Annotated in this window: 20 protein-coding genes; 8 read left to right on the forward strand and 12 right to left on the reverse strand. The window is 70.1% G+C overall.

The window, feature by feature from the left end; all coding sequences use genetic code 11:
- Positions 1-228: 228 nt before the first annotated feature.
- From ACI3KX_RS19300 to sufB, 7 genes are all read right to left on the reverse strand, one after another.
- Positions 229-1,599 (reverse strand): MFS transporter, encoded by a 1,371-nt coding sequence (locus ACI3KX_RS19300; RefSeq protein WP_404910750.1) that lies wholly within the window; start codon positions 1,597-1,599, stop codon positions 229-231.
- Positions 1,596-2,759, reverse strand: coding sequence for a MalY/PatB family protein (locus ACI3KX_RS19305; RefSeq protein ID WP_404910751.1), 1,164 nt, complete (start codon positions 2,757-2,759; stop codon positions 1,596-1,598). The genes ACI3KX_RS19300 and ACI3KX_RS19305 overlap by 4 nt, the downstream gene beginning before the upstream one ends.
- Before the next feature lie 63 nt (positions 2,760-2,822).
- Positions 2,823-3,152, reverse strand: a complete 330-nt coding sequence (locus ACI3KX_RS19310; RefSeq protein ID WP_349427669.1) for a metal-sulfur cluster assembly factor — start codon at positions 3,150-3,152, stop codon at positions 2,823-2,825.
- Positions 3,153-3,161: 9 nt separating this feature from the next.
- A complete protein-coding gene (gene sufC, locus ACI3KX_RS19315; protein WP_308867413.1) occupies positions 3,162-3,956 on the reverse strand; it encodes a Fe-S cluster assembly ATPase SufC in 795 nt (264 codons plus the stop codon).
- 15 nt (positions 3,957-3,971) lie between these two features.
- Positions 3,972-4,301, reverse strand: a complete 330-nt coding sequence (locus tag ACI3KX_RS19320) for a non-heme iron oxygenase ferredoxin subunit (RefSeq protein ID WP_349427670.1) — start codon at positions 4,299-4,301, stop codon at positions 3,972-3,974.
- Positions 4,298-5,485 (reverse strand): Fe-S cluster assembly protein SufD, encoded by a 1,188-nt coding sequence (gene sufD / locus ACI3KX_RS19325; protein WP_404910752.1) that lies wholly within the window; start codon positions 5,483-5,485, stop codon positions 4,298-4,300. Before sufD ends, ACI3KX_RS19320 begins: the two co-directional genes overlap by 4 nt.
- Positions 5,486-6,904: a Fe-S cluster assembly protein SufB gene (sufB, locus tag ACI3KX_RS19330; RefSeq protein ID WP_308867416.1), complete on the reverse strand. Its 1,419-nt coding sequence runs from the start codon at positions 6,902-6,904 to the stop codon at positions 5,486-5,488.
- A gap of 258 nt (positions 6,905-7,162) precedes the next feature.
- Between sufB and ACI3KX_RS19335 the strand changes: the two genes are divergently transcribed.
- A complete protein-coding gene (locus ACI3KX_RS19335; RefSeq protein WP_363357491.1) occupies positions 7,163-8,119 on the forward strand; it encodes a COX15/CtaA family protein in 957 nt (318 codons plus the stop codon).
- A 94-nt stretch (positions 8,120-8,213) separates the two neighbouring features.
- Complete coding sequence (locus tag ACI3KX_RS19340) at positions 8,214-8,609, forward strand: dinucleotide-utilizing enzyme (protein WP_363357492.1); 396 nt, start codon at positions 8,214-8,216, stop codon at positions 8,607-8,609.
- Positions 8,610-8,679: 70 nt separating this feature from the next.
- On the opposite strand, the gene ACI3KX_RS19345 is transcribed toward ACI3KX_RS19340, so the two are convergent.
- The 3 genes from ACI3KX_RS19345 to ACI3KX_RS19355 form a co-directional block, all read right to left on the reverse strand.
- Positions 8,680-9,975 (reverse strand): RNA polymerase sigma factor, encoded by a 1,296-nt coding sequence (locus ACI3KX_RS19345; protein ID WP_404910753.1) that lies wholly within the window; start codon positions 9,973-9,975, stop codon positions 8,680-8,682.
- Between the two features lie 3 nt (positions 9,976-9,978).
- Positions 9,979-10,332: a YciI family protein gene (locus ACI3KX_RS19350; protein WP_404910754.1), complete on the reverse strand. Its 354-nt coding sequence runs from the start codon at positions 10,330-10,332 to the stop codon at positions 9,979-9,981.
- Positions 10,333-10,417: 85 nt separating this feature from the next.
- The gene (locus ACI3KX_RS19355; RefSeq protein ID WP_404910755.1) at positions 10,418-11,383 is read right to left on the reverse strand and encodes a heme o synthase; all 966 of its coding nucleotides are present in this window, start codon (positions 11,381-11,383) and stop codon (positions 10,418-10,420) included.
- Between the two features lie 334 nt (positions 11,384-11,717).
- Between ACI3KX_RS19355 and tkt the strand changes: the two genes are divergently transcribed.
- Genes tkt through pgl form a run of 6 tightly spaced genes read left to right on the forward strand, consistent with a single transcriptional unit; the run spans position 11,718 to position 19,932 of the window.
- Positions 11,718-13,820: a transketolase gene (gene tkt, locus ACI3KX_RS19360; protein ID WP_404910756.1), complete on the forward strand. Its 2,103-nt coding sequence runs from the start codon at positions 11,718-11,720 to the stop codon at positions 13,818-13,820.
- 18 nt (positions 13,821-13,838) lie between these two features.
- Positions 13,839-14,960, forward strand: coding sequence for a transaldolase (gene tal / locus ACI3KX_RS19365; RefSeq protein ID WP_363357497.1), 1,122 nt, complete (start codon positions 13,839-13,841; stop codon positions 14,958-14,960).
- Entirely contained in the window at positions 14,957-16,597 is a 1,641-nt protein-coding gene (locus tag ACI3KX_RS19370; RefSeq protein WP_404910757.1) for a glucose-6-phosphate isomerase, read from the forward strand. Before tal ends, ACI3KX_RS19370 begins: the two co-directional genes overlap by 4 nt.
- Positions 16,598-16,612: 15 nt before the next feature.
- A complete protein-coding gene (gene zwf, locus ACI3KX_RS19375) occupies positions 16,613-18,163 on the forward strand; it encodes a glucose-6-phosphate dehydrogenase (protein ID WP_349427678.1) in 1,551 nt (516 codons plus the stop codon).
- Positions 18,160-19,116: a glucose-6-phosphate dehydrogenase assembly protein OpcA gene (locus ACI3KX_RS19380; protein ID WP_363357499.1), complete on the forward strand. Its 957-nt coding sequence runs from the start codon at positions 18,160-18,162 to the stop codon at positions 19,114-19,116. Before zwf ends, ACI3KX_RS19380 begins: the two co-directional genes overlap by 4 nt.
- Positions 19,117-19,152: 36 nt before the next feature.
- Positions 19,153-19,932 carry a 6-phosphogluconolactonase gene (gene pgl / locus ACI3KX_RS19385; RefSeq protein ID WP_363357500.1) on the forward strand — a complete coding sequence of 260 codons (780 nt, stop codon included), beginning with the start codon at positions 19,153-19,155 and terminating at the stop codon, positions 19,930-19,932.
- 80 nt (positions 19,933-20,012) lie between these two features.
- Here the strand turns inward: pgl and ACI3KX_RS19390 are convergent, their stop codons facing one another.
- Positions 20,013-20,369 carry an RNA polymerase-binding protein RbpA gene (locus ACI3KX_RS19390; protein ID WP_349427681.1) on the reverse strand — a complete coding sequence of 119 codons (357 nt, stop codon included), beginning with the start codon at positions 20,367-20,369 and terminating at the stop codon, positions 20,013-20,015.
- Complete coding sequence (gene secG / locus ACI3KX_RS19395; protein WP_308867435.1) at positions 20,369-20,617, reverse strand: preprotein translocase subunit SecG; 249 nt, start codon at positions 20,615-20,617, stop codon at positions 20,369-20,371. The genes ACI3KX_RS19390 and secG overlap by 1 nt, the downstream gene beginning before the upstream one ends.
- Positions 20,618-20,716 lie beyond the last annotated feature (99 nt).

Genomic DNA, 20,716 nt, shown 5'->3' on the forward strand with positions numbered 1-20,716 from the left:
GATGCGGCTCGACTCAAGGTTGAGCGAGCGAAGCGAGTCGAAACCTCTCCGCACCGGATCAATGCGAGCGCCAGCGAGCGTTGATGCGGCTCGACTCAAGGTTGAGCGAGCGAAGCGAGTCGAAACCTCTCCGCACCGGATCAATGCGAGCGCCAGCGAGCGTTGATGCGGCTCGACTCAAGGTTGAGCGAGCGAAGCGAGTCGAAACCCCTCCGCGCCGCGCATCGGTTAACGCGGCCGTGAGACTTCGTGCGCGTGGCCGAGCCGCAGCCCCGGCACCAGAGCGCTCAGGGCGAGCACCACGGCGATGGCGAACACGGCCGGGAATCCGGCATCCGTCCCCACCAGCGCGGTGAAGACGAGCCCCATCACGGCGATCGACGACGCCGAGCCGACGGCGTCCGAGATCGACAGCGCCGATGAGTTGAACCCCTGGTTCTGCGCCGTCGAGTACGCCAGCGTCAGCACGGTCAGACGCGGGTACATGAGGCCCATTCCGCCGCCCGCGAGCCCCCACCCCGCGATCAGCACCGCGGGGTGCAGTCCGAACAGAGCCGTCGCCCCCGCGAAGACGAGCGCTCCAACGAGCAGCGCGGTGCCGATCAGCGTGATGCGCGTGTTGCCGATCCGGTCGCCGAAGCGGCCCTGCACGTCGGCCGCGGTCGCCCACGCCACCGCGGCCGCGGTGAGGCCGAGCCCCGCCCAGGTCGGCGAGAAGCCGTACTCATCGATCAGCAGGTACGGCACGTAGATCTCTGCGCCGAACAGCGCGCCCGCGATCAGTCCGCGCATCAGCACCACGCTGGGCAGGCCGCGCGCGGCGAGCAGCGTGCCGCGCGGAAGAAGCGGCCGCGATGCGAGCGCGATGACGACGACGGATGCCGCCACCGCCGCCCACGCCCACGTTCCGAGTTCGCCTGCGAGGCTGAGGCCGAGGGCACCGACGGCGAGGGCCACGGCACAGGCCAGCCGCGGCGCGATGCGCGAGGTCGCCGGCTCATCGGTGTGGAGCGGGAGTCCGTGGAGGCGCGCCACCACCAGCGCGAAGGCGACCACCGTGAGCGCGGCCACGCCGAGGAAGACCCACCGCCAGTGCAGGAACTCCGTCACAGCTCCTGCCAGGAACGGCCCGATCAGCGACGGCACGACCCACGCCGCGGAGAACGCGGCGAAGACGCGGCCGTGCATCGCACCCGGATAGACGCGGGCGACCACAACGTACAGGGCCACCGTCTGTCCGCCGGTGCCGAGGCCCTGCACCAGGCGCCCGGCGACGAGGGCCGGCATCGTGAGGGCGAGTCCCGAGATGAGCAGCCCGATGACGAACAGTCCGACGGCCGTGCTCAGCGGCGCGAGAACCCCGCCTCGGTCGCACCACGCGCCGACGGCGACCATGCCGATGACGCTCGTGGCGAGCGTTCCCGCGAACGCCACGGCGTAGAGGCGCTCACCGTCGAGGTCGGCGCTCACCACCGGCATCACCGTGGTCACCGCGAGCGACTGGATCGCCGCCAGGAAGATCAGGGCGACGGCACCGACCGTCACCCAGACGAACCGGCCCCGCCAGATGCTCGTCGCGGGCTCGGATGCCGTCGTCACGATCGCGCCAGCGCGCCGATGCGCTCCACCGCCTCGCGGAGCAGCTCGGGCGCGCAGCCGAAGTTGATGCGGACGTGCCCCGTGCCCTCGACGCCGAACAAGGGTCCGTGGTGCAGCGCCACCTTCGCGTCGCGCAGCACCTTCACGGCGGGGTTGTCGCCCCAGCCGTACGCCGACAGGTCGACCCACGCCAGGAAGCCGGCGTCGGGCGGCAGGTAGCGCGCCTGCGGCAGGTGCTCGGCGAGGAGCTCCGCCAGGAGCAGTCGGTTGGCGTCGAGCGTGGCCAGCAGGCTTTCCAGCCACTCGTCGCTCTCGGGCGAATACGCCGCGACGTTCGAGAGCGCACCGAAGAGGCCGGTGCGCCACTCGACCTCCCACGGCAGCGAGCGCAGCGCCGCGCGCTGGGCGTCGCCGCCCGCGACCATCACCGCGCACTTCAGGCCGGCGAGGTTGAAGGTCTTGCTCGCGCTGGTCACCGCATAGCCGACCCGCCGGGCCGACTCCGAGGCTGCCAGGAACGGCGTGAACGCCGTGGGCTCGTACGTCAGCGGTCCGTGGATCTCGTCGCTGACCACCGTCGCGCCGAACCCTTCGGCGACATCCGCCAGCGCGGCCAGGCTCTCGGGCGTGTGCACGCTCCCCGTGGGATTGTGCGGGTTGCACAGCAGCACGGCGCGTGCGCCGCCCGCGAGCGCCGCCTCCACACCGAGCAGGTCGATCTCCCAGCCGGCGTCGCTCGCCGCGAGCGGCACGCGCTCGACCACGCCGCCTGCCTCCTCGACGGTGTCGTAGAACGGCGGGTACACGGGAGGCATGACCACGACACGGTCACCGGGTTCGATGACCTTGCGCAGGATCTCGACGACGCCCATCATCACGTCGCCCGTCCAGAACACGTCGGCCGGGTCGACGCTCCACCCCCAGCGGCGCTCGGCGAAGCCGGCGAAGGCCTCGCGGACGCCGGGGTCGGGAGGGGTGTATCCGGTGTCGCCGAGCTGCACCGCGCGCGTCAGGACCCGCGTGATCTCGGGTGCCAGCGCGTAGTCGGTCTCGGCCACGAAGAACGGCAGCACGTCCTCCCCGTACTTCCGCCACTTCGTGCTCGTGCGCTGGCGCAGCTCGTCGAGGGGCAGTGCTTTCAGGGGGGTGACGCTCACCATTCGACCCTATCGAGCGACGGCGACATGGCGACGCCGCGTGTCACCGTGCGAAACGGCCGGGCCTCAGATCGCGAAGCCGAGCGCGCGCATCATGTCGCGCCCGTCGTCGGTGATGCGCTCGGGACCCCACGGCGGCATCCACACCCAGTTGATGCGGAACCGCTCGACGATCTCGTCGAGCGCCTGTGCGGTCTGCTCCTCGAGCACGTCGGTGAGCGGACAGCCGGCCGACGTGAGGGTCATGTGGATGACCAGGGCGTCGTTCTCGTCGTCCCACGCGAGGTCGTAGATGAGGCCGAGGTCGACGACATTGATCCCGAGCTCCGGGTCCATGACGTCCTTGAGAGCCTCGGTCACCTCGTCGTACTTCTCGGGGGTGAGGGTCGCCGTCATACGTCGATCCTACGCTTCGCTGGCGACGGGAGCCTCGGCGGGCTCCTCTTCGCCCGCGGGCAGGTAGCGGTCGTAGCCCTCGTCCTCGAGGCGGTCGGCCAGCTCGGGGCCGCCCTCCTCGACGATGCGCCCCTGCACCATCACGTGCACGAAGTCGGGGTGGATGTAGCGCAGGATGCGGGTGTAGTGCGTGATGAGCAGCACACCGAGGTCGTTGTCCGCCTTGGCGCGGTTGACGCCCTCCGACACGATCTTCAGCGCGTCGACGTCGAGACCGGAGTCGGTCTCGTCGAGCACGGCGATCTGCGGACGCAGGAGCTCGAGCTGGAGGATCTCGTGGCGCTTCTTCTCGCCGCCCGAGAAACCCTCGTTGACGTTTCGCTGCGCGAACTTGGGGTCCATGCGCAGGTTCTTCATCGACGCCTTGACGTCCTTCGTCCACGTGCGGATCGAGGGCGCCTCGCCGTCGATCGCGGTCTTCGCGGTGCGGAGGAAGTTCGTGACGGTCACGCCCGGGATCTCGACCGGGTACTGCATCGCCAGGAAGAGGCCCGCACGCGCCCGCTCGTCCACCGACATCGCGAGGACGTCCTCGCCGTCGAGCGTGATCGAGCCGCTCGTGACGGTGTACTTGGGGTGACCGGCGATCGTGTAGGCGAGCGTCGACTTGCCCGAGCCGTTGGGGCCCATGATCGCGTGGGTCTCACCCGTGCGGATCGTGAGCGACAGACCGTTGAGGATCGGCGTGGTGCCGGCATCCGTCTCGACCGTCACATGGAGGTCGCGGATCTCGAGAACAGACATTCTTCAGTACCTTCTTCAGTTCACTTCGAGCGTGACGGTGGCGTCGACGAGCACGTCGTCGCCGTCGACGGTGACCGCGAACACGGGGACCGGCTCGTACGCGGGGAGATTGAGGGGCTTGCCGGTGCGCAGCGAGAACGCCGAGCCGTGGGCCCAGCACTCGAGCGACTCGCCGTCGACGAAGCCCTCGGCCAGCGAGATGTCGCCGTGGGTGCAGACATCGCCGATGGCGTGCACCTCGCCGCTGGAGTCCATCACGAGGGCGATCGCGACGCCGTCCACCTCGACACGGCGGGCTTCGTCCGGGACGAGGTCGCTGAGGGCGCACACGCGCTGCGCGGTCATCGGCCGGCCTCCTTGGCGAGTTCTTCCTCGATCACGGCGAACAGCTCCGCCTCGAGGTCTGCGACACCGATCTTCTGCACGATCTCGGCAAGGAAGCCGAGCACGACGAGCCGTCGCGCCTCCTCCTCGGCGATGCCGCGCGCCTGCAGGTAGAACAGCTGCTCGTCGTCGAATCGCCCGGTGGCGCTCGCGTGACCGGCGCCGCGGATGTCACCGGTCTCGATCTCCAGGTTGGGGATCGACTCGGCGCGCGCGCCTTCGGTCAGGACGAGGTTGCGGTTGGCCTCGTACGAGTCGGTGCCCACGGCATCCGCCCCGATGAGGACGTCGCCGATCCACACCGTGCGCGCCGCCGCGCCCTGCAGCGCGCTCTTGTAGAGCACGTCGCCGGAGGTCTCGGCACCCTTGTGGTGCAGGTACACCTGGCTCTCGAGGTGCTGCCCCGAGTCGGAGTAGCTGAGGCCGTACAGCTCGGCACGCGAGCCGGTGCCGGCGAGCTCCACCGTCGGGTTGACGCGCACGACGCCGCCGCCGAAGCTGACGACGACGTGGCGGAGGGTCGCGTCGCGCTCGACGCGCGCCTGGTGGGAGGCCACGTGCACGGCGTCGTCGTCCCACCGCTGCACGGTCACGAGCTCCAGGTGTGCGCCCTCCCGCACGATGATCTCGACGTTCTGCGCGTGCTGGGCGGTGCCGGTGTGCCGGAACACGACGGTGGCGTGCGAGTTCGCCTGCGCCTCGACGACGACGTGCGCGTGCGCCAGACCGCCGGTGCCGGTCAGCGACACCACGATCGGCTCGGTGTACTCGGCGCCGGCAGGTATGCGCAGCAGCGGCGCCTCGGTCTCCTGTTTCCAGGCGATCGCGCTCGGCAGATCCTCGGGGCGGAACACCTCGCCGCGGGGCGCCGTGCCGATGGTCAGGCGCTCCTGCACGAGTCCTGCCGGGGCGTCGACGTCGACCTCGATGACGCCGTGGGGTCCGGCCTCGTCGACGAACAGCGGCTGGACCTTGGCGGTCGGCGTGTGCTTCCAGTTGACCTCGCGGCCGGTGGGCACCTCGAAGTCGGCGGGGTCGAAGGACCAGGGACGCTCGGAGCGAGTCTGAACCGGCACGAACGCGCCGGCGCCATCGGTGTGGCCCTTCGCGCCGGGAATGGTGGGGGCCTCAGTGGTGGGGCTCATCTAGCCGACGGATCCTTCCATGCCCATCTCGATGAGCTTGTTGAGTTCGAGCGCGTACTCCATGGGCAGCTCGCGGGCGATCGGCTCGATGAAGCCGCGCACGATCATCGCCATGGCCTCGTCCTCCGGCATCCCGCGGCTCATGAGGTAGAAGAGCTGCTCCTCGCTGACCTTCGAGACCGTCGCCTCGTGGCCGAGCTGCACGTCGTCGACGCGGATGTCGATGGCCGGGTACGTGTCGGAGCGCGAGATCGTGTCGACCAGCAGCGCGTCGCAGCGCACCGTGTTGGCCGAGTGGTGCGCGTTCGCGTCCACGCGGACCTCGCCGCGGTAGCCGGCCCGGCCGCCGCCGCGGGCGATCGACTTGGACACGATCGACGACTGCGTGTACGGCGCCATGTGGATCATCTTCGCGCCGGCGTCCTGGTGCTGACCCGGACCGGCGAACGCGACCGACAGCGTCTCGCCCTTGGCGTGCTCGCCCATCAGGAAGATCGACGGGTACTTCATCGTGACCTTGGAGCCGATGTTGCCGTCGATCCACTCCATCGTCGCTCCCTCGTGCGCCACGGCGCGCTTGGTGACGAGGTTGTAGACGTTGTTCGACCAGTTCTGGATCGTCGTGTAGCGCACACGGGCGTTCTTCTTCACGATGATCTCGACGACGGCCGAGTGCAGCGAGTCGCTCTTGTAGATCGGGGCCGTGCAGCCCTCGATGTAGTGCACGTACGAGCCCTCGTCGGCGATGATGAGCGTCCGCTCGAACTGTCCCATGTTCTCGGTGTTGATGCGGAAGTACGCCTGCAGCGGGATCTCGACGTGCACTCCCGGCGGCACGTAGACGAACGAGCCGCCCGACCACACCGCGGTGTTGAGCGCCGCGAACTTGTTGTCGCCGGCCGGGATGACCGTGCCGAAGTACTCCTCGAAGAACTCGGGGTGCTCGCGCAGCGCGGTGTCGGTGTCCATGAAGATGACGCCCTGGGCCTCGAGGTCCTCGCGGATCTGGTGGTACACGACCTCGGACTCGTACTGTGCCGCGACGCCCGCGACCAGGCGCTGGCGCTCCGCCTCGGGGATGCCGAGCTTCTCGTACGTGTTGCGGATGTCCTCGGGGAGCTCTTCCCACGACCCCGCCTGCTTCTCGGTGGAGCGCACGAAGTACTTGATGTTGTCGAAGTCGATCTCGCTGAGGTCGGCGCCCCAGGTCGGCATCGGCTTGCGGCCGAACAGCTGATAGCCCTTCAGCCGGGTCTTCAGCATCCATTCGGGTTCGTTCTTGAGCGCCGAGATGCCACGCACCACGGACTCGTCGATGCCTCGTTTCGCCACGGCTCCCGCGGCGTCGGCATCATGCCACCCGAACTCGTAGACACCCAGGCTGTCCAGCTCCGGGCGATCGATCAGCACATCAGACATCGTCACGTTCTCCTCCGGGTCCTAGCGGTGTGATCCGCCCCGGCATCCGTGTTCTCCGGTGGAGATACCGGAGGGGGGATGCCGCTTCTCGGGCCCTCTCAAGCGGCGCCGATCTTCGCGCCTAGACTGTCAGTGGTGCGCGGCGCTGGGAACTGCACCGCAACCGACCCCTTGATTCTACAGGTTCCACCCCGACGCGGACGCGCCCCGTACGTCACGCGCGGTTCCAGGAGCCTCTGCCAGGAGGCGACGACCAGCATGTCCGCGCAAGAGTCCACCACGACGGCCCCGGGAATCCGGCAGCGCTTCTGGCTGTGGCTCCCGGATCGCGTCGACCGCCGCGTGATCGCGGCCGCGTGGGCGACGCTGGCGGTGCAGATCGGCATCGTCGCCACCGGGGGCCTCGTCCGCCTCACCGGCTCCGGGCTCGGCTGCGACACGTGGCCGCGGTGCAACGAGGACTCATTCGTCCCGGTCCCCGAGGTCTCGGGGGTGCACGGCTTCATCGAGTTCGGCAACCGCCTGCTGACCTTCGTGCTGGTCGCCGTCGCGATCATCATGTTCCTCTTCGTCGTCCGCATGCGCCGCGAGCGCCGTGACCTGTTCTGGCTCTCGCTGCTGATCGGCCTCTATGTGCCGGTGCAGGCGGTCATCGGCGGTATCACGGTCCTGACGAACCTCAATCCCTACGTCGTGGGCCTGCACTACTTCGCCTCGGTGCTGCTGGTGGCGCTGTCGGCGGTGCTCGTGGTGCGCGTGTACGCCGAGCCGGGTCCGCGCGTGCTCGCCGTCCCCCGCTGGTACGCGGCGGTGACCCACGTCACGACGGCGTTCGTGCTCCTCACGATCGTGGTGGGCATCCTCGTGACCGGCTCCGGCCCGCACGCCGGCGACGGCGGCGCCGCGCGCAACGGGCTCAACCCGGAGCTGATGCAGCACATCCACGCGTGGCCGGGCTACATCACGTTCGCGCTCACCCTCGTGCTGGTGGCCGGCTCGTGGCGCACTCCCCCGGCGCTGCGCCTGCGCCTGTGGACGCTGCTCCTGCTCGGAATCGAGCTCGTGCAGATCGTCGTCGGACTCTGGCAGGCGCGCACCGGGCTGCCGATCGTCCTCGTCAACATCCACATGGTGCTCGCAGTCGGGCTGGTCGCCGCGATGACGGCCGTCGTCATGCATCTCAAGGCGCCGGCACGCGCGGCCGTCCACAGCTGATCCATAGCAACCCGATTGGCGTCGCACGGACTCCTTTGCGAGGGTGGGATGCCGCGGCCACCACGGGTCGCGCATCCCGAGGAGTGATCGACACATGTCCACCCGTCCCCGTCTCATCCGCAGCATCCCGTTCTGGGGCCTCGTCGTCGTCTCGCTGGCGACCGTCGCCGGCGGCTGGTTCATCACCACCGACAAGATCGCCTCGATGACGACGACCCTGACCGACGGCACCGCGACCGGTGTCGACGTCTATGTCGGCCAGTCCGTCGCCCAGCTCGGCGGGATCCTCATCGGCGCCGGCATCGTCGGCATCCTCCTCGCGCTCGGCATCGCCGCCATCTCGACCCTGCGCCCGCACGCGCCGGTCGAGGTCGTCGAGCCCATCGACTGGGACTCCGAGGCGGAGAGCATCGACGCCGCCCCCGAGAGCACCGAGGCCGCTGAGCCGGCCGCCGCCGCCGAGGTCGACGCACCCGTCGCCTCCCGCTGACACCACGCCGAAAGCCGCAGGGAGTCTCGTACTTCCTGCGGCTTCGTCGTATCGGGGTGCACGGCGGCCGTCAGGCCCGCGACCGCGCCCGCGCGGTCTGCTCCCGCAGCCGCTGCCGCTCCGCTTCGCTCCCGGTGAGCCGCGCGGCTTCGGCATAGGCGTCGGCCGCCTCGGCCCAGCGGCCGAGCTCCATGAGGAACGCGGCTCGCGCCGCCGGGAGGTACGGGTACCGCACGAGCGCAGGATCGGCGGCGACGGCGTCGACGGCCGCCAGCCCCGCCGCGGGCCCGTCGCGCATGCCGATCGCGACAGCGCCGTTGAGAGCGACCACGGGGCTCTGCCACGCCTGAGCGAGCAGCCAGTAGAGGCCGGCGATCCGCGTCCAGTCGGTGTCCGCCCACGTCGGCGCCTGCGCGTGCACGGCGGCGATGGCGGCAGAGATCGCATAGCGGTCGACTGCTCCGGCCGAAGCCGTCGCGAGCAGGGCGAGTCCCTCGTCGATGAGCGCCCGGTCCCACCGCGAGCGGTCCTGGTCGGCGAGCAGCTCGTCGCGCGTGTCGCGTCGGGCGTCGATGAGCAGCATGAGCGCGAGCAGCCCCGCCACCGAGCGATCTGCGGGCAGCAGTCCGCGCAGCATGCGGGTGAGCGCGATGGCCTCCTCCACCAGGTCCGTCCGGACGACGGCGTCGCCCGAGGGCGGCGCGTGCCCGACGGTGAACACGAGGTAGAGCACATCGCACACCACCCCGACGCGCTCGGAGAGCTCCCACGCGTCGGGCACCCGGAACGGGATTCGTGCCGTGGCGATCTTGCGCTTCGCGCGCGTGACGCGCGCCGCCATCGCGGACTCGCCGACGAGGAAGGCCGCTGCGATGTCGGCGGTCGACACGCCGCACACCAGGCGCAGGGTGAGGGCCACCTGCGCCTCGCGTGCCAGGGCGGGGTGGCAGCAGGTGAAGATCAGCCGCAGCCGATCGTCCGAGTGCCACGACCCGCCGTCGTCCGTCACCTCCTCACGGACGAGCAGCGGAAACCGGCGCCGCAGCGCCGCCTCCCGCCGCAAGACGTCCCTCGCGCGGTTGGCGGCGACCGTCGTCAGCCACGCGCCCGGACGATCCGGGATGCCGCGCGTCGGCCAGAGATCGACCGCCCGCGCGAACGCCTCCTGGGCGCACTCCTCGGCGAGGTCCAGGTCGCCGGTAAGCCGCGCGGTCGCCGCGACGACCGCCGCCCACTCGGCACGGTGGGCGTCGGCGAGGGCGGCGCCGACCTGGACGTCCGGAACCGTCCAGGACCCGACGGGAGCCTCGCTGCCGGAGGCTCCGCTCAGCGCACCGGCGCCGGGCGGAGGGGACGTGGGGACCATCGCTCAGGAGTGATCGACCAGCGGCTGGACCTGCACGCCGCCGTGGTCCTCGGAGGCCTCATGCAGCAGCCCGGCCAGTCCGAGCGCCGCGTCGAGGTCGGTCACGTCGACGAGGTAGAACCCGCCGAGGACCTCCTTTGTCTCGAGGAAGGGGCCGTCCGTCACGAGCGGCCGCTCCCCACCGGCGCGCAGAGTGGTCGCCGTACGGCTTGACTCAAGCTCACCCGACGCGATGATCGCCGAGCCTCCGCGTTCGCGGAACGCGGCGTGACCGGCGTCGACCGCCCGCATCTCGTCGTCGCTGCGGGCGTCCCACTGCGCCTCGTCGCCGTAGATCAGGATCAGATACTGCGCCATGCCGTCCTCTTTCGTCGTCGAGAGGCATTGTGCCCCTCATTCATCCGACGAACGAGCCCCCGCCGGAATCGACAGGGCCGGCGAATCAGAACGGCAGCAGCGGATCGACGGCGATCGCGACGAAGAGCAGGGTGAGGTACGTGATCGACGCGTGGAACACGCGCATCGGGCGCGGCTCGGTGCCGCGCACCGCGCGGTTGTAGAGCACGTGCGACTCGTAGATGAACCAGCCGCCGAAGACGAGCGCCGACACCGTGTAGACCAGGCCCATCCCGGCGACGGGGATCAGCAGCAGCGAGCACACCACGGTGGCCCACGCGTACAGGATGACCTGCAGGCCGACCTGCGAGCCGCCGCGCGTGGCGCCGAGCATCGGCACCTGGACGCCCTCGTACTGGTCCTTGTACTTCATCGACAGCGGCCAGTAGTGCGGCGGCGTCCACAGGAACACCAGCGCGAACAGGATCACCGGCGGCCACGCCAGCGAGCCGGTGACGGCCGTCCAGCCGATGACCACCGGGAAGCAGCCGGCGATGCCGCCCCACACGATGTTCTGCTCCGTACGGCGCTTGAGGATCATCGTGTAGATCACGACGTAGAAGAAGATGGCCGCGGCCGACAGCGTCGCCGCCAGCCAGTTCGTCATGAGCCACAGCCACACCGTCGAGAACACCGCGAGCGACCAGGCGAAGATCAGCGCACCGCGGGGCGAGACCTCGCCCGTGACCAGCGGCCGGTTCACCGTGCGCTGCATGTGAGCGTCGATGTCGCGATCGAGGTACATGTTGAATGCCGCCGCCGAGCCGGCGCTCGCCGTGCCGCCGACGACGGTCGCGACGACCAGCCAGACGTCCGGGAAGCCGCCCTCCGCGAGGATCATCACCGGGACCGTCGTGACCAGCAGCAGCTCGAGCACGCGCGGCTTCATCAGCGCGACATAGGCGCGGACGGTGCGGCCGAAGCTCTGCCGAGGCCGGCGGGGTGTGTCGATCGTCCCCACGCCCGCGCGTGCGGACTCCGCCGCAGCCCCGGCCGTCTTCGTGCTGTCCATGACCCCCGCAATCGCCGCCTGCAGATTCGCCCCAAGTCTAGGGCATCGGCGTGTCGCACCCCGCGCCCGGGACCGCCTCCCCCGGCGCCGGCGGATCACAACGCCGCCCGGCCGCAGGTGAGCAGAACGTGACGCCCGCGACACCGGGATGTCATGGACGGCGCACCGGCCTTCGCAAGACTGCGTCACATACACGTCTCGCATCGCCTCGGCGGTCTACCCCTTCGCTATGCTGAGAAACACGCGCGCCCGTCGCCGATTCCCCCTTATCCATCCGGACAAGGGCCGCGAGCCGGCCACATTCTGGGCGCACCTCCTCGAGAAAGGCGGCCCGGTGTCGGAACTGCGTTGGGATGAGATCGATCGGCGCGCGGTGGACACTGCTCGCGTCCTGGCTGCGGATGCCGTGGAGAAGGTCGGCAACGGCCACCCCGGCACGGCGATGAGCCTGGCGCCGGCGGCGTACCTGCTCTACCAGCGCGTGCTGCGTCATGACCCCGCCGACACCCACTGGGTCGGCCGCGACCGGTTCATCCTGTCGGCCGGGCACTCCTCGCTCACGCAGTACGTGCAGCTCTACCTGGGCGGGTTCGGGCTGGAGCTCGACGACCTGAAGGCGCTGCGCACGTGGGGCTCCCTCACGCCGGGACACCCCGAGTACGGGCACACCAAGGGCGTCGAGATCACGACCGGCCCTCTTGGCCAGGGCCTCGCGTCGGCCGTCGGCTTCGCGTACGCCGCCCGCTACGAGCGCGGCCTGTTCGATCCGGACGCCGCCGCCGGCACGTCGCCCTTCGACCACCACATCTACGTGATCGCCGGCGACGGCGACCTGCAGGAGGGCATCACCTCAGAGGCCTCGTCGCTCGCCGGCCACCAGGCCCTCGGCAACCTCATCGCCATCTACGACTCGAACCAGATCTCGATCGAGGACGACACGAACGTCGCCTTCACCGAGAACGTCGCGAAGCGCTACGAGGCCTATGGCTGGCAGGTGCAGGTCGTCGACTGGAAGAAGTCGGGCGAGTACGTCGAGGATGTCGCCGAGCTGTTCGCCGCGATCGAGGCGGCGCAGGGCGAGACGGCCAAACCGTCGCTCATCATCCTCCGCACGATCATCGGCTGGCCGTCGCCCGGCAAGCAGAACACCGGCAAGATCCACGGCTCCGCGCTGGGCGGCGACGAGCTCGCCGCGACGAAGAAGGTGCTCGGCTTCGACCCCGAGCAGTCCTTCGTCCTCGCCGAGGACGTCCTCGCGCACACGCGCTCCCTGAAGGACCGCGCCCATGAGGAGCGCGCGGCCTGGCAGGAGTCGTTCGACGCGTGGGCGGCGGCGAACCCCGAGCGCAAGGCGCTGTTCGACCGCCTCGAGGCCGGAGAGCTGCCCGCAGACGTGGCAGCAGCCCTCCCCTCGTTCGAAGCGGGCAAGGACGTCTCCACGCGCGCCGCGTCGGGCATCGTGATCAACGCCCTCGCCGCCGAGCTGCCGGAGCTGTGGGGCGGCTCGGCCGACCTCGCCGAGTCGAACCTCACGACGATCAAGGACGCGAAGTCCTTCATCCCGGCCGAGTGGTCGACGCACGAGTGGTCCGGCGACCCGTACGGCCGCGTGCTGCACTTCGGCATCCGCGAGCACGCGATGGGCGCCATCGTCAACGGCATCAAGCTGCACGGCCCGACGCGCCCGTTCGGCGGCACGTTCCTGATCTTCAGCGACTACATGCGCCCCTCGGTGCGGTTGGCCGCGCTGATGGACATCCCGTCGATCTTCGTCTGGACGCACGACTCCGTCGCGCTCGGCGAGGACGGGCCCACCCACCAGCCGGTCGAGCAGCTCGCGACACTGCGCGCCATCCCGAACTTCACCGTGGTGCGTCCCGCGGACGCCAACGAGACCTCGGCCGCGTGGTTCGAGATCGTCCGTCGCCAGGGCGGCCCCATCGGCATCGCGCTGACGCGCCAGAACATCCCGGTGTTCGAGCGGGGCGAGGGCGAGGCCGACGGCGACGTCTTCGCGTCGACGGACGGCGTCGCCAAGGGCGCCTACATCCTCGCCGAAGCGCCGGGCGGCACGCCCGACGTGATCCTCATCGCGACCGGCTCCGAGGTGCAGCTCGCCGTCTCCGCCCGCGAGACCCTCGCCGCCGAGGGCGTGAACGCCCGCGTGGTGTCGGCGCCGTCGCTCGAGTGGTTCGACGAGCAGGATGCCGCCTACCGCGAGAAGGTCCTGCCCGCCGCAGTGAAGGCGCGGGTGTCGGTCGAGGCCGGCTCGGCGCTCACCTGGCGCGGCATCGTCGGCGACGCCGGCCGTTCCGTCGCGATCGACCACTTCGGTGCGTCGGCCGACTACAAGACCCTGTTCCAGAAGTTCGGCATCACCGCCGACGCCGTCGTCGAGGCCGCCCGCGAGACTCTCGCGGCCGCGAGCGACGTTTAAGCACGAGGAGAAGGCAGCATGAGCACCCCCACTGAGAAGCTGGTCGCCGAGGGCGTGAGCATCTGGCTCGACGACCTGTCGCGCGAGCGCATCACGTCGGGCAATCTGACCGAGCTCATCTCGACGCGCAACGTCAGCGGCGTCACGACGAACCCGACGATCTTCCAGGGCGCGATCGGCGGCGGCGGGCACTCGTACGCCACGCAGATCTCGGAGCTCGCGGCGGCCGGCGCATCGGTCGACGACGCGATCTTCGCCGCGACGACCGACGACGTGCGCGACGCGGCCGACATCTTCCGCCCGGTCTACGACTCGACGGACGGCGTCGACGGCCGCGTGTCGATCGAGGTCTCCCCCGACCTCGCCCACGACACCGAGGCGACGATCGCCCAGGCCAAGGAGCTGTGGGCCACGGTCGACCGCCCCAACGTGCACATCAAGATCCCTGCGACGAAGGCCGGTCTTCCCGCCATCACCGCCGTGCTGGCCGAAGGCATCTCGGTCAACGTCACGCTGATCTTCAGCCTGGAGCGCTACTCCGAGGTCATCGACGCCTACCTGGCGGGGCTCGAGCAGGCGCAGGCGAACGGCCACGACATCTCGAAGATCCACTCGGTCGCCTCGTTCTTCGTCTCGCGCGTGGACACCGAGGTCGACAAGCGGCTCGTCGCCATCGGCACCGATGAGGCCACGGCGCTCAAGTCGCTCGCCGGCGTCGCGAACGCCCGGCTCGCGTACGAGCTGTTCGAGCAGGCGTTCGCCACCGACCGCGCGAAGGCGCTGACGGATGCCGGCGCGCACCTCCAGCGGCCGCTGTGGGCGTCGACCGGCGTCAAGGACCCGTCCCTGCCCGACACCCTCTACGTCACCGAGCTCGTCGCCCCCGGCACCGTCAACACGATGCCCGAGAAGACGCTCGAGGCGACCTTCGACCACGGCCAGATCGCCGGTGACGCCGTCACGGGCACCTACGCCGCTGCGCACGAGGTCTTCGATCGTCTCGCCGCCGTCGGCGTGGACTTCGCCGACGTCACCCAGGTGCTCGAAGACGAAGGGGTCGACAAGTTCATCGCCTCCTGGCACGACCTGCAGGGCACCGTCAAGACGGCGCTCGAGGACGCGCTCCAGGCCACCCGATGAGCTTCGACATCCACCTCAGCGGACACGTCAAGTCCGTCGTCGAGGCCACACTGCCCGGGCTCGTGTCGAGCCTCGTGGCATCCGGCATCACCGGCGGCGACGCGTCCCTGTGGGGCCCCGCGGCCGAGGACGAGGCGTCGCGACGCCTGGGCTGGGTCGAGGCCGTCAGCGTCTCGCGCCCCCTGGTCGCCGAGATCCTGGCTCTCCGCGAGCGGCTGCGCTCGCGCAACATCACGCGCATCGTGCTCGCCGGAATGGGCGGCTCGTCGCTCGCCCCCGAGGTGATCGCCCAGACCTCGGGCGTTCCGCTCGTGATCCTCGACTCCACGGCCCCCGGCCAGGTGCTCGCGGCGATCGACGGCGACGCGCAGGCCGGCGACCTCACGCGCACGGCGCTCGTCGTGTCGTCGAAGTCCGGGTCCACCGTCGAGACCGACTCCGCCAAGCGGGCGTTCGAGGCGGCGTTCCGCGACCTGGGGATCGACCCCGCCGAACGCATCGTCGTCGTGACCGACCCCGGCTCGCCGCTGGACCAGGAGGCGCGCGCGGACGGGTACACGGTCTTCAACGCCGACCCGACCGTCGGCGGCCGCTACTCGGCCCTGACCGCGTTCGGGCTGGTGCCGGCCGGTCTCGCCGGCGTCGACATCTCCGAGCTCCTCGACGAGGCGGAGGCGACGCTGCTCGAGGTGTCGATCGACAGCCCCGAGAATCCGGCGCTCGTGCTGGCCGCGGCGATCGCGGGCGGCCAGCAGGTCGACGGCGCAGCGTCTCGCAGGGACAAGCTCGGCCTCGTCACCGACGGCACGCACATCGTGGGCCTGCCGGACTGGATCGAGCAGCTCGTCGCCGAGTCGACCGGCAAGGAAGGCACCGGCATCCTGCCCGTCGTCCTGCTCCCGGTCTCCCCCGAGGTCGACGCGAAGCCGGCCGACCTGCAGATCGTGCGCCTCGTCGACGAGGCCAAGCAGTTCCACCTCTTCGAGCACCACGAGGGCGAGCTGCTCGTGAGCGGCTCGCTGGGCGCGCAGTTCGTCGTCTGGGAGTACGCGACGGCGATCGCGGGACGGATGCTGGGCATCAATCCCTTCGACCAGCCCGATGTCGAGTCCGCAAAGGTGGCCGCGCGCGGCCTCCTCGACGCACGACCCGAGCCGACGGCTCCGGCGTTCGCCGTGGAGGGCGTCGAGGTGCGGGTCTCCGACCCCGCCCTCGCGGCATCCGGAACCGTCGCCGGGGTCCTCGACGCACTGTGGGCACGGCTGCCGGAGGACGGCTACGTCGCGATCCAGGCGTACGTCAACCGGCTCGAGCTGTCGCAGCTCGCGGGCCTGCGCGAACTCGTCGCCGCAGACTCCGGGCGTCCCACCACGTTCGGCTGGGGACCGCGGTTCCTGCATTCGACCGGGCAGTACCACAAGGGCGGCCCCGCGAACGGCGTGTTCCTCCAGATCCTCGAGCAGACCGACGTCGACCTCGAGATCCCGGGCCGGCCGTTCACGTTCGGCCAGCTCATCCAGGCGCAGGCCGCGGGAGACGCGGCCGTTCTCGCCGATGGCCACGGCCGACCCGTCGTGACCCTGACCCTCACCGATCCCCAGATCGAAGTGCTCTCGCTCTTCGAAGCGGCCCAGTAGGAGTTCGAGCCCCACATGACCGTCGAGATCTCGCGCGGGCACAACCCGTTGCGCGACCCCGAAGACCGTCGCCTCAACCGCATCGCCGGTCCGAGCGCGCTCGTCATCTTCGGCGTCACGGGAGACCTCTCCCGCAAGAAGCTCATGCCCGCCGTCTACGACCTCGCCAACCGCGGTCTGCTGCCTCCGGGCTTCGCGCTCGTCGGCTTCGCGCGGCGCGACTGGGCCGACCAGGACTTCGCCCAGGTCGTGTACGACGCGGTGCGCCAGTACGCGCGCACCGAGTTCCGCGACGAGACCTGGCAGCAGCTGCTGCAGGGCATCCGCTTCGTGTCGGGCGAGTTCGACGACCCGGACGCGTTCCGTCGCCTGAAGGACACCGTCGACCGGCTGGACACCGATCGCGGCACGATGGGGAACCACGCGTTCTACCTGTCGATCCCGCCGAAGGCGTTCCCGCTGGTGGCGGAGCAGCTGAAGTCGTCGGGTCTCGTGGACGACACCGCCGACCAGCCCGACCGCTGGCGCCGTGTCGTCATCGAGAAGCCGTTCGGGCACGACCAGGAGTCGGCGCGCGCGCTGAACGACGTGCTGCGCTCGGCGTTCCCGACGGACTCGATCTTCCGCATCGACCACTACCTCGGCAAGGAGACGGTCCAGAACATCCTGGCCCTCCGCTTCGCCAATGAGCTGTACGAGCCGATCTGGAACCGCAACTACGTCGACCACGTGCAGATCACCATGGCGGAAGACATCGGCGTGGGCGGCCGCGCGGGCTACTACGACGGTGTCGGCGCGGCACGCGACGTGATCCAGAACCACCTGCTGCAGCTGATGGCGCTGACCGCCATGGAGGAGCCCATCTCGTTCGACGCGAAGGACCTCCGCGCCGAGAAGGAGAAGGTGCTCGCCGCCGTCACCCTGCCGGAGGACCTCGCCCGCTCGACCGCGCGCGGCCAGTACGCGGGCGGCTGGCAGGGCGGTGAGAAGGTTCTCGGCTTCCTCGAGGAGGACGGCATGAACCCTCACTCGACGACCGAGACGTACGCCGCCGTGACCCTCGAGGTGAATACCCGTCGCTGGGCAGGCGTGCCGTTCTACCTCCGCACCGGCAAGCGTCTCGGCCGCCGCGTCACCGAGATCGCCGTGGTCTTCAAGCGCGCCCCCGAGCTGCTGTTCTCGCGCAGCCAGACGTCGGGTCAGGGCCAGAACGCCCTGGTGATCCGTGTGCAGCCCGACGAGGGCGTCACGATCCGGTTCGGCTCGAAGGTCCCGGGTGCCGGTGCCCAGGTGCGCGACGTCACGATGGACTTCGGCTACGGCCATGCCTTCACCGAGGCGAGCCCCGAGGCCTACGAGCGTCTCATCCTCGACGTGCTGCTCGGCGACCCGCCGCTGTTCCCGCGGCACGAAGAGGTCGAGCTGTCGTGGAAGATCCTCGACCCGATCGAGCAGTTCTGGGATGCCCAGGGCGGTCCGCTCGAACAGTACTCACCCGGGTCGTGGGGCCCGGACTCCGCGGACGAGATGCTCGCCCGTGACGGACGGACCTGGAGGCGCCCGTGATCGTCGATCTTCCCGACACCACTGTCAGCAAGATCTCGCGTGCGCTCGTCAACGTGCGCGAGGAGGGCGGCGCGGTCGCGCTCGGCCGCGTGCTGACCCTCGTCATCCTCACGCGTGAGGCCGCGGTCGAAGAGGTCATCGAAGCCGCCAACGACGCGTCGCGCGAGCACCCGATGCGCGTCATCGTGCTGCTGATCCCCGACGGCTACGACGCCGAACCGCGCCTGGACGCGCAGATCCGCGTGGGCGGCGACGCCGGTGCGAGCGAGGTCGTCACCCTGCGGGCATTCGGCGACGCCGGTCACTCGAACCTCGAGAGCCTCGTGACGGGCCTGCTGCTGCCCGACGCTCCCGTCGTGGTGTGGTGGCCCAACCGCACGCCCGACAACATCTCGAAGACCTCGATCGGTCGCATCGCCCAGCGCCGGATCACGGATGCCGCGACCAAGTCCGACCCGTCGGCATGGGTCGCGGGCCTGGGCGAGCAGTACGCGCCCGGCGACACCGACCTCGCGTGGACGCGTCTGACGCGCTGGCGCGAGCAGCTGGCCGCCATCCTCGACCAGCCGCCGTACGAGCCCGTGGTCGGCGTGCGGGTGCGCGGTGCGTCGGATTCGCCCTCCACTGCGCTCCTCGCGGCGTGGCTGCGCCTCACGCTCGACGTGCCCGTCGACTGGGCGTATCTCGACGCCGAGGAGTGGCCGCACGGCATCAAGTCCGTGGCGCTGGTGCGTCCCAGCGGTGAGGTGCTCCTGGAGCGCCCGACGCCCGGTGTGGCGATCCTCACCCAGCCCGGACAGCCCACGCACGACCTGGCGTTCCCGCGCCGGACGCTGCGCGAGTGCCTGGCAGAGGAGCTCCGTCGCCTCGACCCGGACGTCCTGTATGGTCGAGTCATCACCGAGGGCTGGGAGCTGCTCGACCCTCCGGCGACGAAGGGGACGCAGGCCTGATGGACAGTGCACGGGTGACGGACAGGACGAAGACGAATGCCTGAAGGCTGGGCCGAGAAACGCGTCATCATCAGTCCCGATCCCGCTGCGCTCGTCGATTCCGTCGCTCCGCGCTTCCTGAGCCGCGTCGCCAAACGGGTCGACGAGGGCAAGCTCGCCCACATCTCGCTCACGGGCGGATCGATGGGTGCGGCAGTGCTCGCCGCTGCAGGACGCAGTCCGCGCGCGGCCCGCATCGACTGGTCGCGCGTCCACTTCTGGTGGAGCGACGAGCGGTTCGTCCCCCTCGGTCACTCCGACCGCAACGACCGCCAGGCGCGTGAGGCGTTCCTCGACGGCTTCGACATCCCGGCCGAGAACATCCATGCCACGCTCGGCAGCGATGACGGCGTGGATCTGGATGCCGCCGCCGCCGCGTACGCCGACGAGCTCGCCCGCTTCCCCGGGGCCGAAGGCGCATGGCCCTCGTTCGACGTGTGCTTCCTCGGTGTCGGGCCGGACGGGCACATCGCGTCGCTCTTCCCCGACCGCGCCGAGATCCAGATCACGGATCGCTCGGTGGTCGCGGTGCGCGACTCCCCCAAGCCCCCGCCGGAGCGGATCACGATGACCCGTCCCGTCATCAACAGCTCGAAGCGCGTGTGGCTCGTACTGTCGGGCGCCGACAAGGCGGCCGCGCTGGGCCTCGCGCTGGCCGGAGCCAGCTACGCGAGCGTTCCCGCCGCCGGCGCCAAGGGCCGCAAGCGCACGACGTTCTTCGTCGACCAGGCGGCCGCCGCGCAGGTGCCGCCGGAGCTCATCGACCGCGAGTATTGACCCCGGCTGCTGCACGCGGACAGAAGAGAAGAGCGGATGCCTCGGCATCCGCTCTTCTCTTCTGTGCTGTATGCGTCGCGTCAGCCCTGCCCGCGGCGCTCGCGGAGCTGCTTCAGGGCGTCGTCGAGGAGCGTCTCGGCTTCCTCTTCGGTGCGGCGCTCCTTCACGTACGCGAGGTGGGTCTTGTACGGCTCGGTCTTCGCGACGGCGGGAGGGTTCTCCTTGTCGCGCCCGGCCGGCAGACCCGAGTGGGGCGAGTCGATCGTCTCGGGGATCTCCTCCTCGGGGATGCCCGCTGCGAAGTAGCGCACCGTCTCGTTGCCCAGGGCGTCCCAGTACGAGATGGCGATGCGGTCGGCGTGGAAGCCGTGGTCCTGCTCGCCCATCGGTCCGGCACCGACGCGGGTGCCGCGGATCGCGTTGCCTCCGGTGGCCATCAGATGGCCTGGAACTTCGTGATCAGGCCGAGCGCCACGATCGATGCGAACCACACCAGGGCGAGGACCACCGTGAATCGGTTGAGGTTGCGCTCGGCGAGGCCCGAGGAGCCCATGGCGGAGGTCATGCCGCCGCCGAACATGTCGGACAGGCCGCCACCGCGCCCCTTGTGGAGCAGGATGAGGAGGGTCAGCAGGAGACTCGTGATGCCGAGAAGCACCTGCAGGACGAACTCGAGGATCTGCACAGTCGTAGAAGCCTTTCGCTGCGATCGTTCGCCGATCGCACAAGGATCAAGTATACGTGTACACCGGCGGGCGGCGAGGAATCCTCTCCCCCCCCCCCG

Origin of the sequence: Microbacterium sp. ZW CA_36, from assembly GCF_044987475.1 — a bacterium.
In the GTDB taxonomy this organism is placed as follows: domain Bacteria; phylum Actinomycetota; class Actinomycetes; order Actinomycetales; family Microbacteriaceae; genus Microbacterium.

Bases quoted from the DNA above. Each gene is read 5' to 3' on its own strand.
- sufB (WP_308867416.1), bottom strand. From the start codon at position 6,904: ATGTCTGATGTGCTGATCGATCGCCCGGAGCTGGACAGCCTGGGTGTC.
- sufC (WP_308867413.1), bottom strand. From the start codon at position 3,956: ATGTCTGTTCTCGAGATCCGCGACCTCCATGTGACGGTCGAGACGGAT.
- ACI3KX_RS19310 (WP_349427669.1), bottom strand. From the start codon at position 3,152: ATGACGGCGACCCTCACCCCCGAGAAGTACGACGAGGTGACCGAGGCT.
- ACI3KX_RS19345 (WP_404910753.1), bottom strand. From the start codon at position 9,975: ATGGTCCCCACGTCCCCTCCGCCCGGCGCCGGTGCGCTGAGCGGAGCC.
- ACI3KX_RS19390 (WP_349427681.1), bottom strand. From the start codon at position 20,369: ATGGCCACCGGAGGCAACGCGATCCGCGGCACCCGCGTCGGTGCCGGA.
- ACI3KX_RS19335 (WP_363357491.1), top strand. From the start codon at position 7,163: ATGTCCGCGCAAGAGTCCACCACGACGGCCCCGGGAATCCGGCAGCGC.
- ACI3KX_RS19350 (WP_404910754.1), bottom strand. From the start codon at position 10,332: ATGGCGCAGTATCTGATCCTGATCTACGGCGACGAGGCGCAGTGGGAC.
- ACI3KX_RS19320 (WP_349427670.1), bottom strand. From the start codon at position 4,301: ATGACCGCGCAGCGCGTGTGCGCCCTCAGCGACCTCGTCCCGGACGAA.
- ACI3KX_RS19370 (WP_404910757.1), top strand. From the start codon at position 14,957: ATGAGCTTCGACATCCACCTCAGCGGACACGTCAAGTCCGTCGTCGAG.
- tal (WP_363357497.1), top strand. From the start codon at position 13,839: ATGAGCACCCCCACTGAGAAGCTGGTCGCCGAGGGCGTGAGCATCTGG.
- ACI3KX_RS19305 (WP_404910751.1), bottom strand. From the start codon at position 2,759: ATGGTGAGCGTCACCCCCCTGAAAGCACTGCCCCTCGACGAGCTGCGC.
- ACI3KX_RS19340 (WP_363357492.1), top strand. From the start codon at position 8,214: ATGTCCACCCGTCCCCGTCTCATCCGCAGCATCCCGTTCTGGGGCCTC.
- sufD (WP_404910752.1), bottom strand. From the start codon at position 5,485: ATGAGCCCCACCACTGAGGCCCCCACCATTCCCGGCGCGAAGGGCCAC.
- pgl (WP_363357500.1), top strand. From the start codon at position 19,153: ATGCCTGAAGGCTGGGCCGAGAAACGCGTCATCATCAGTCCCGATCCC.
- zwf (WP_349427678.1), top strand. From the start codon at position 16,613: ATGACCGTCGAGATCTCGCGCGGGCACAACCCGTTGCGCGACCCCGAA.
- ACI3KX_RS19355 (WP_404910755.1), bottom strand. From the start codon at position 11,383: ATGGACAGCACGAAGACGGCCGGGGCTGCGGCGGAGTCCGCACGCGCG.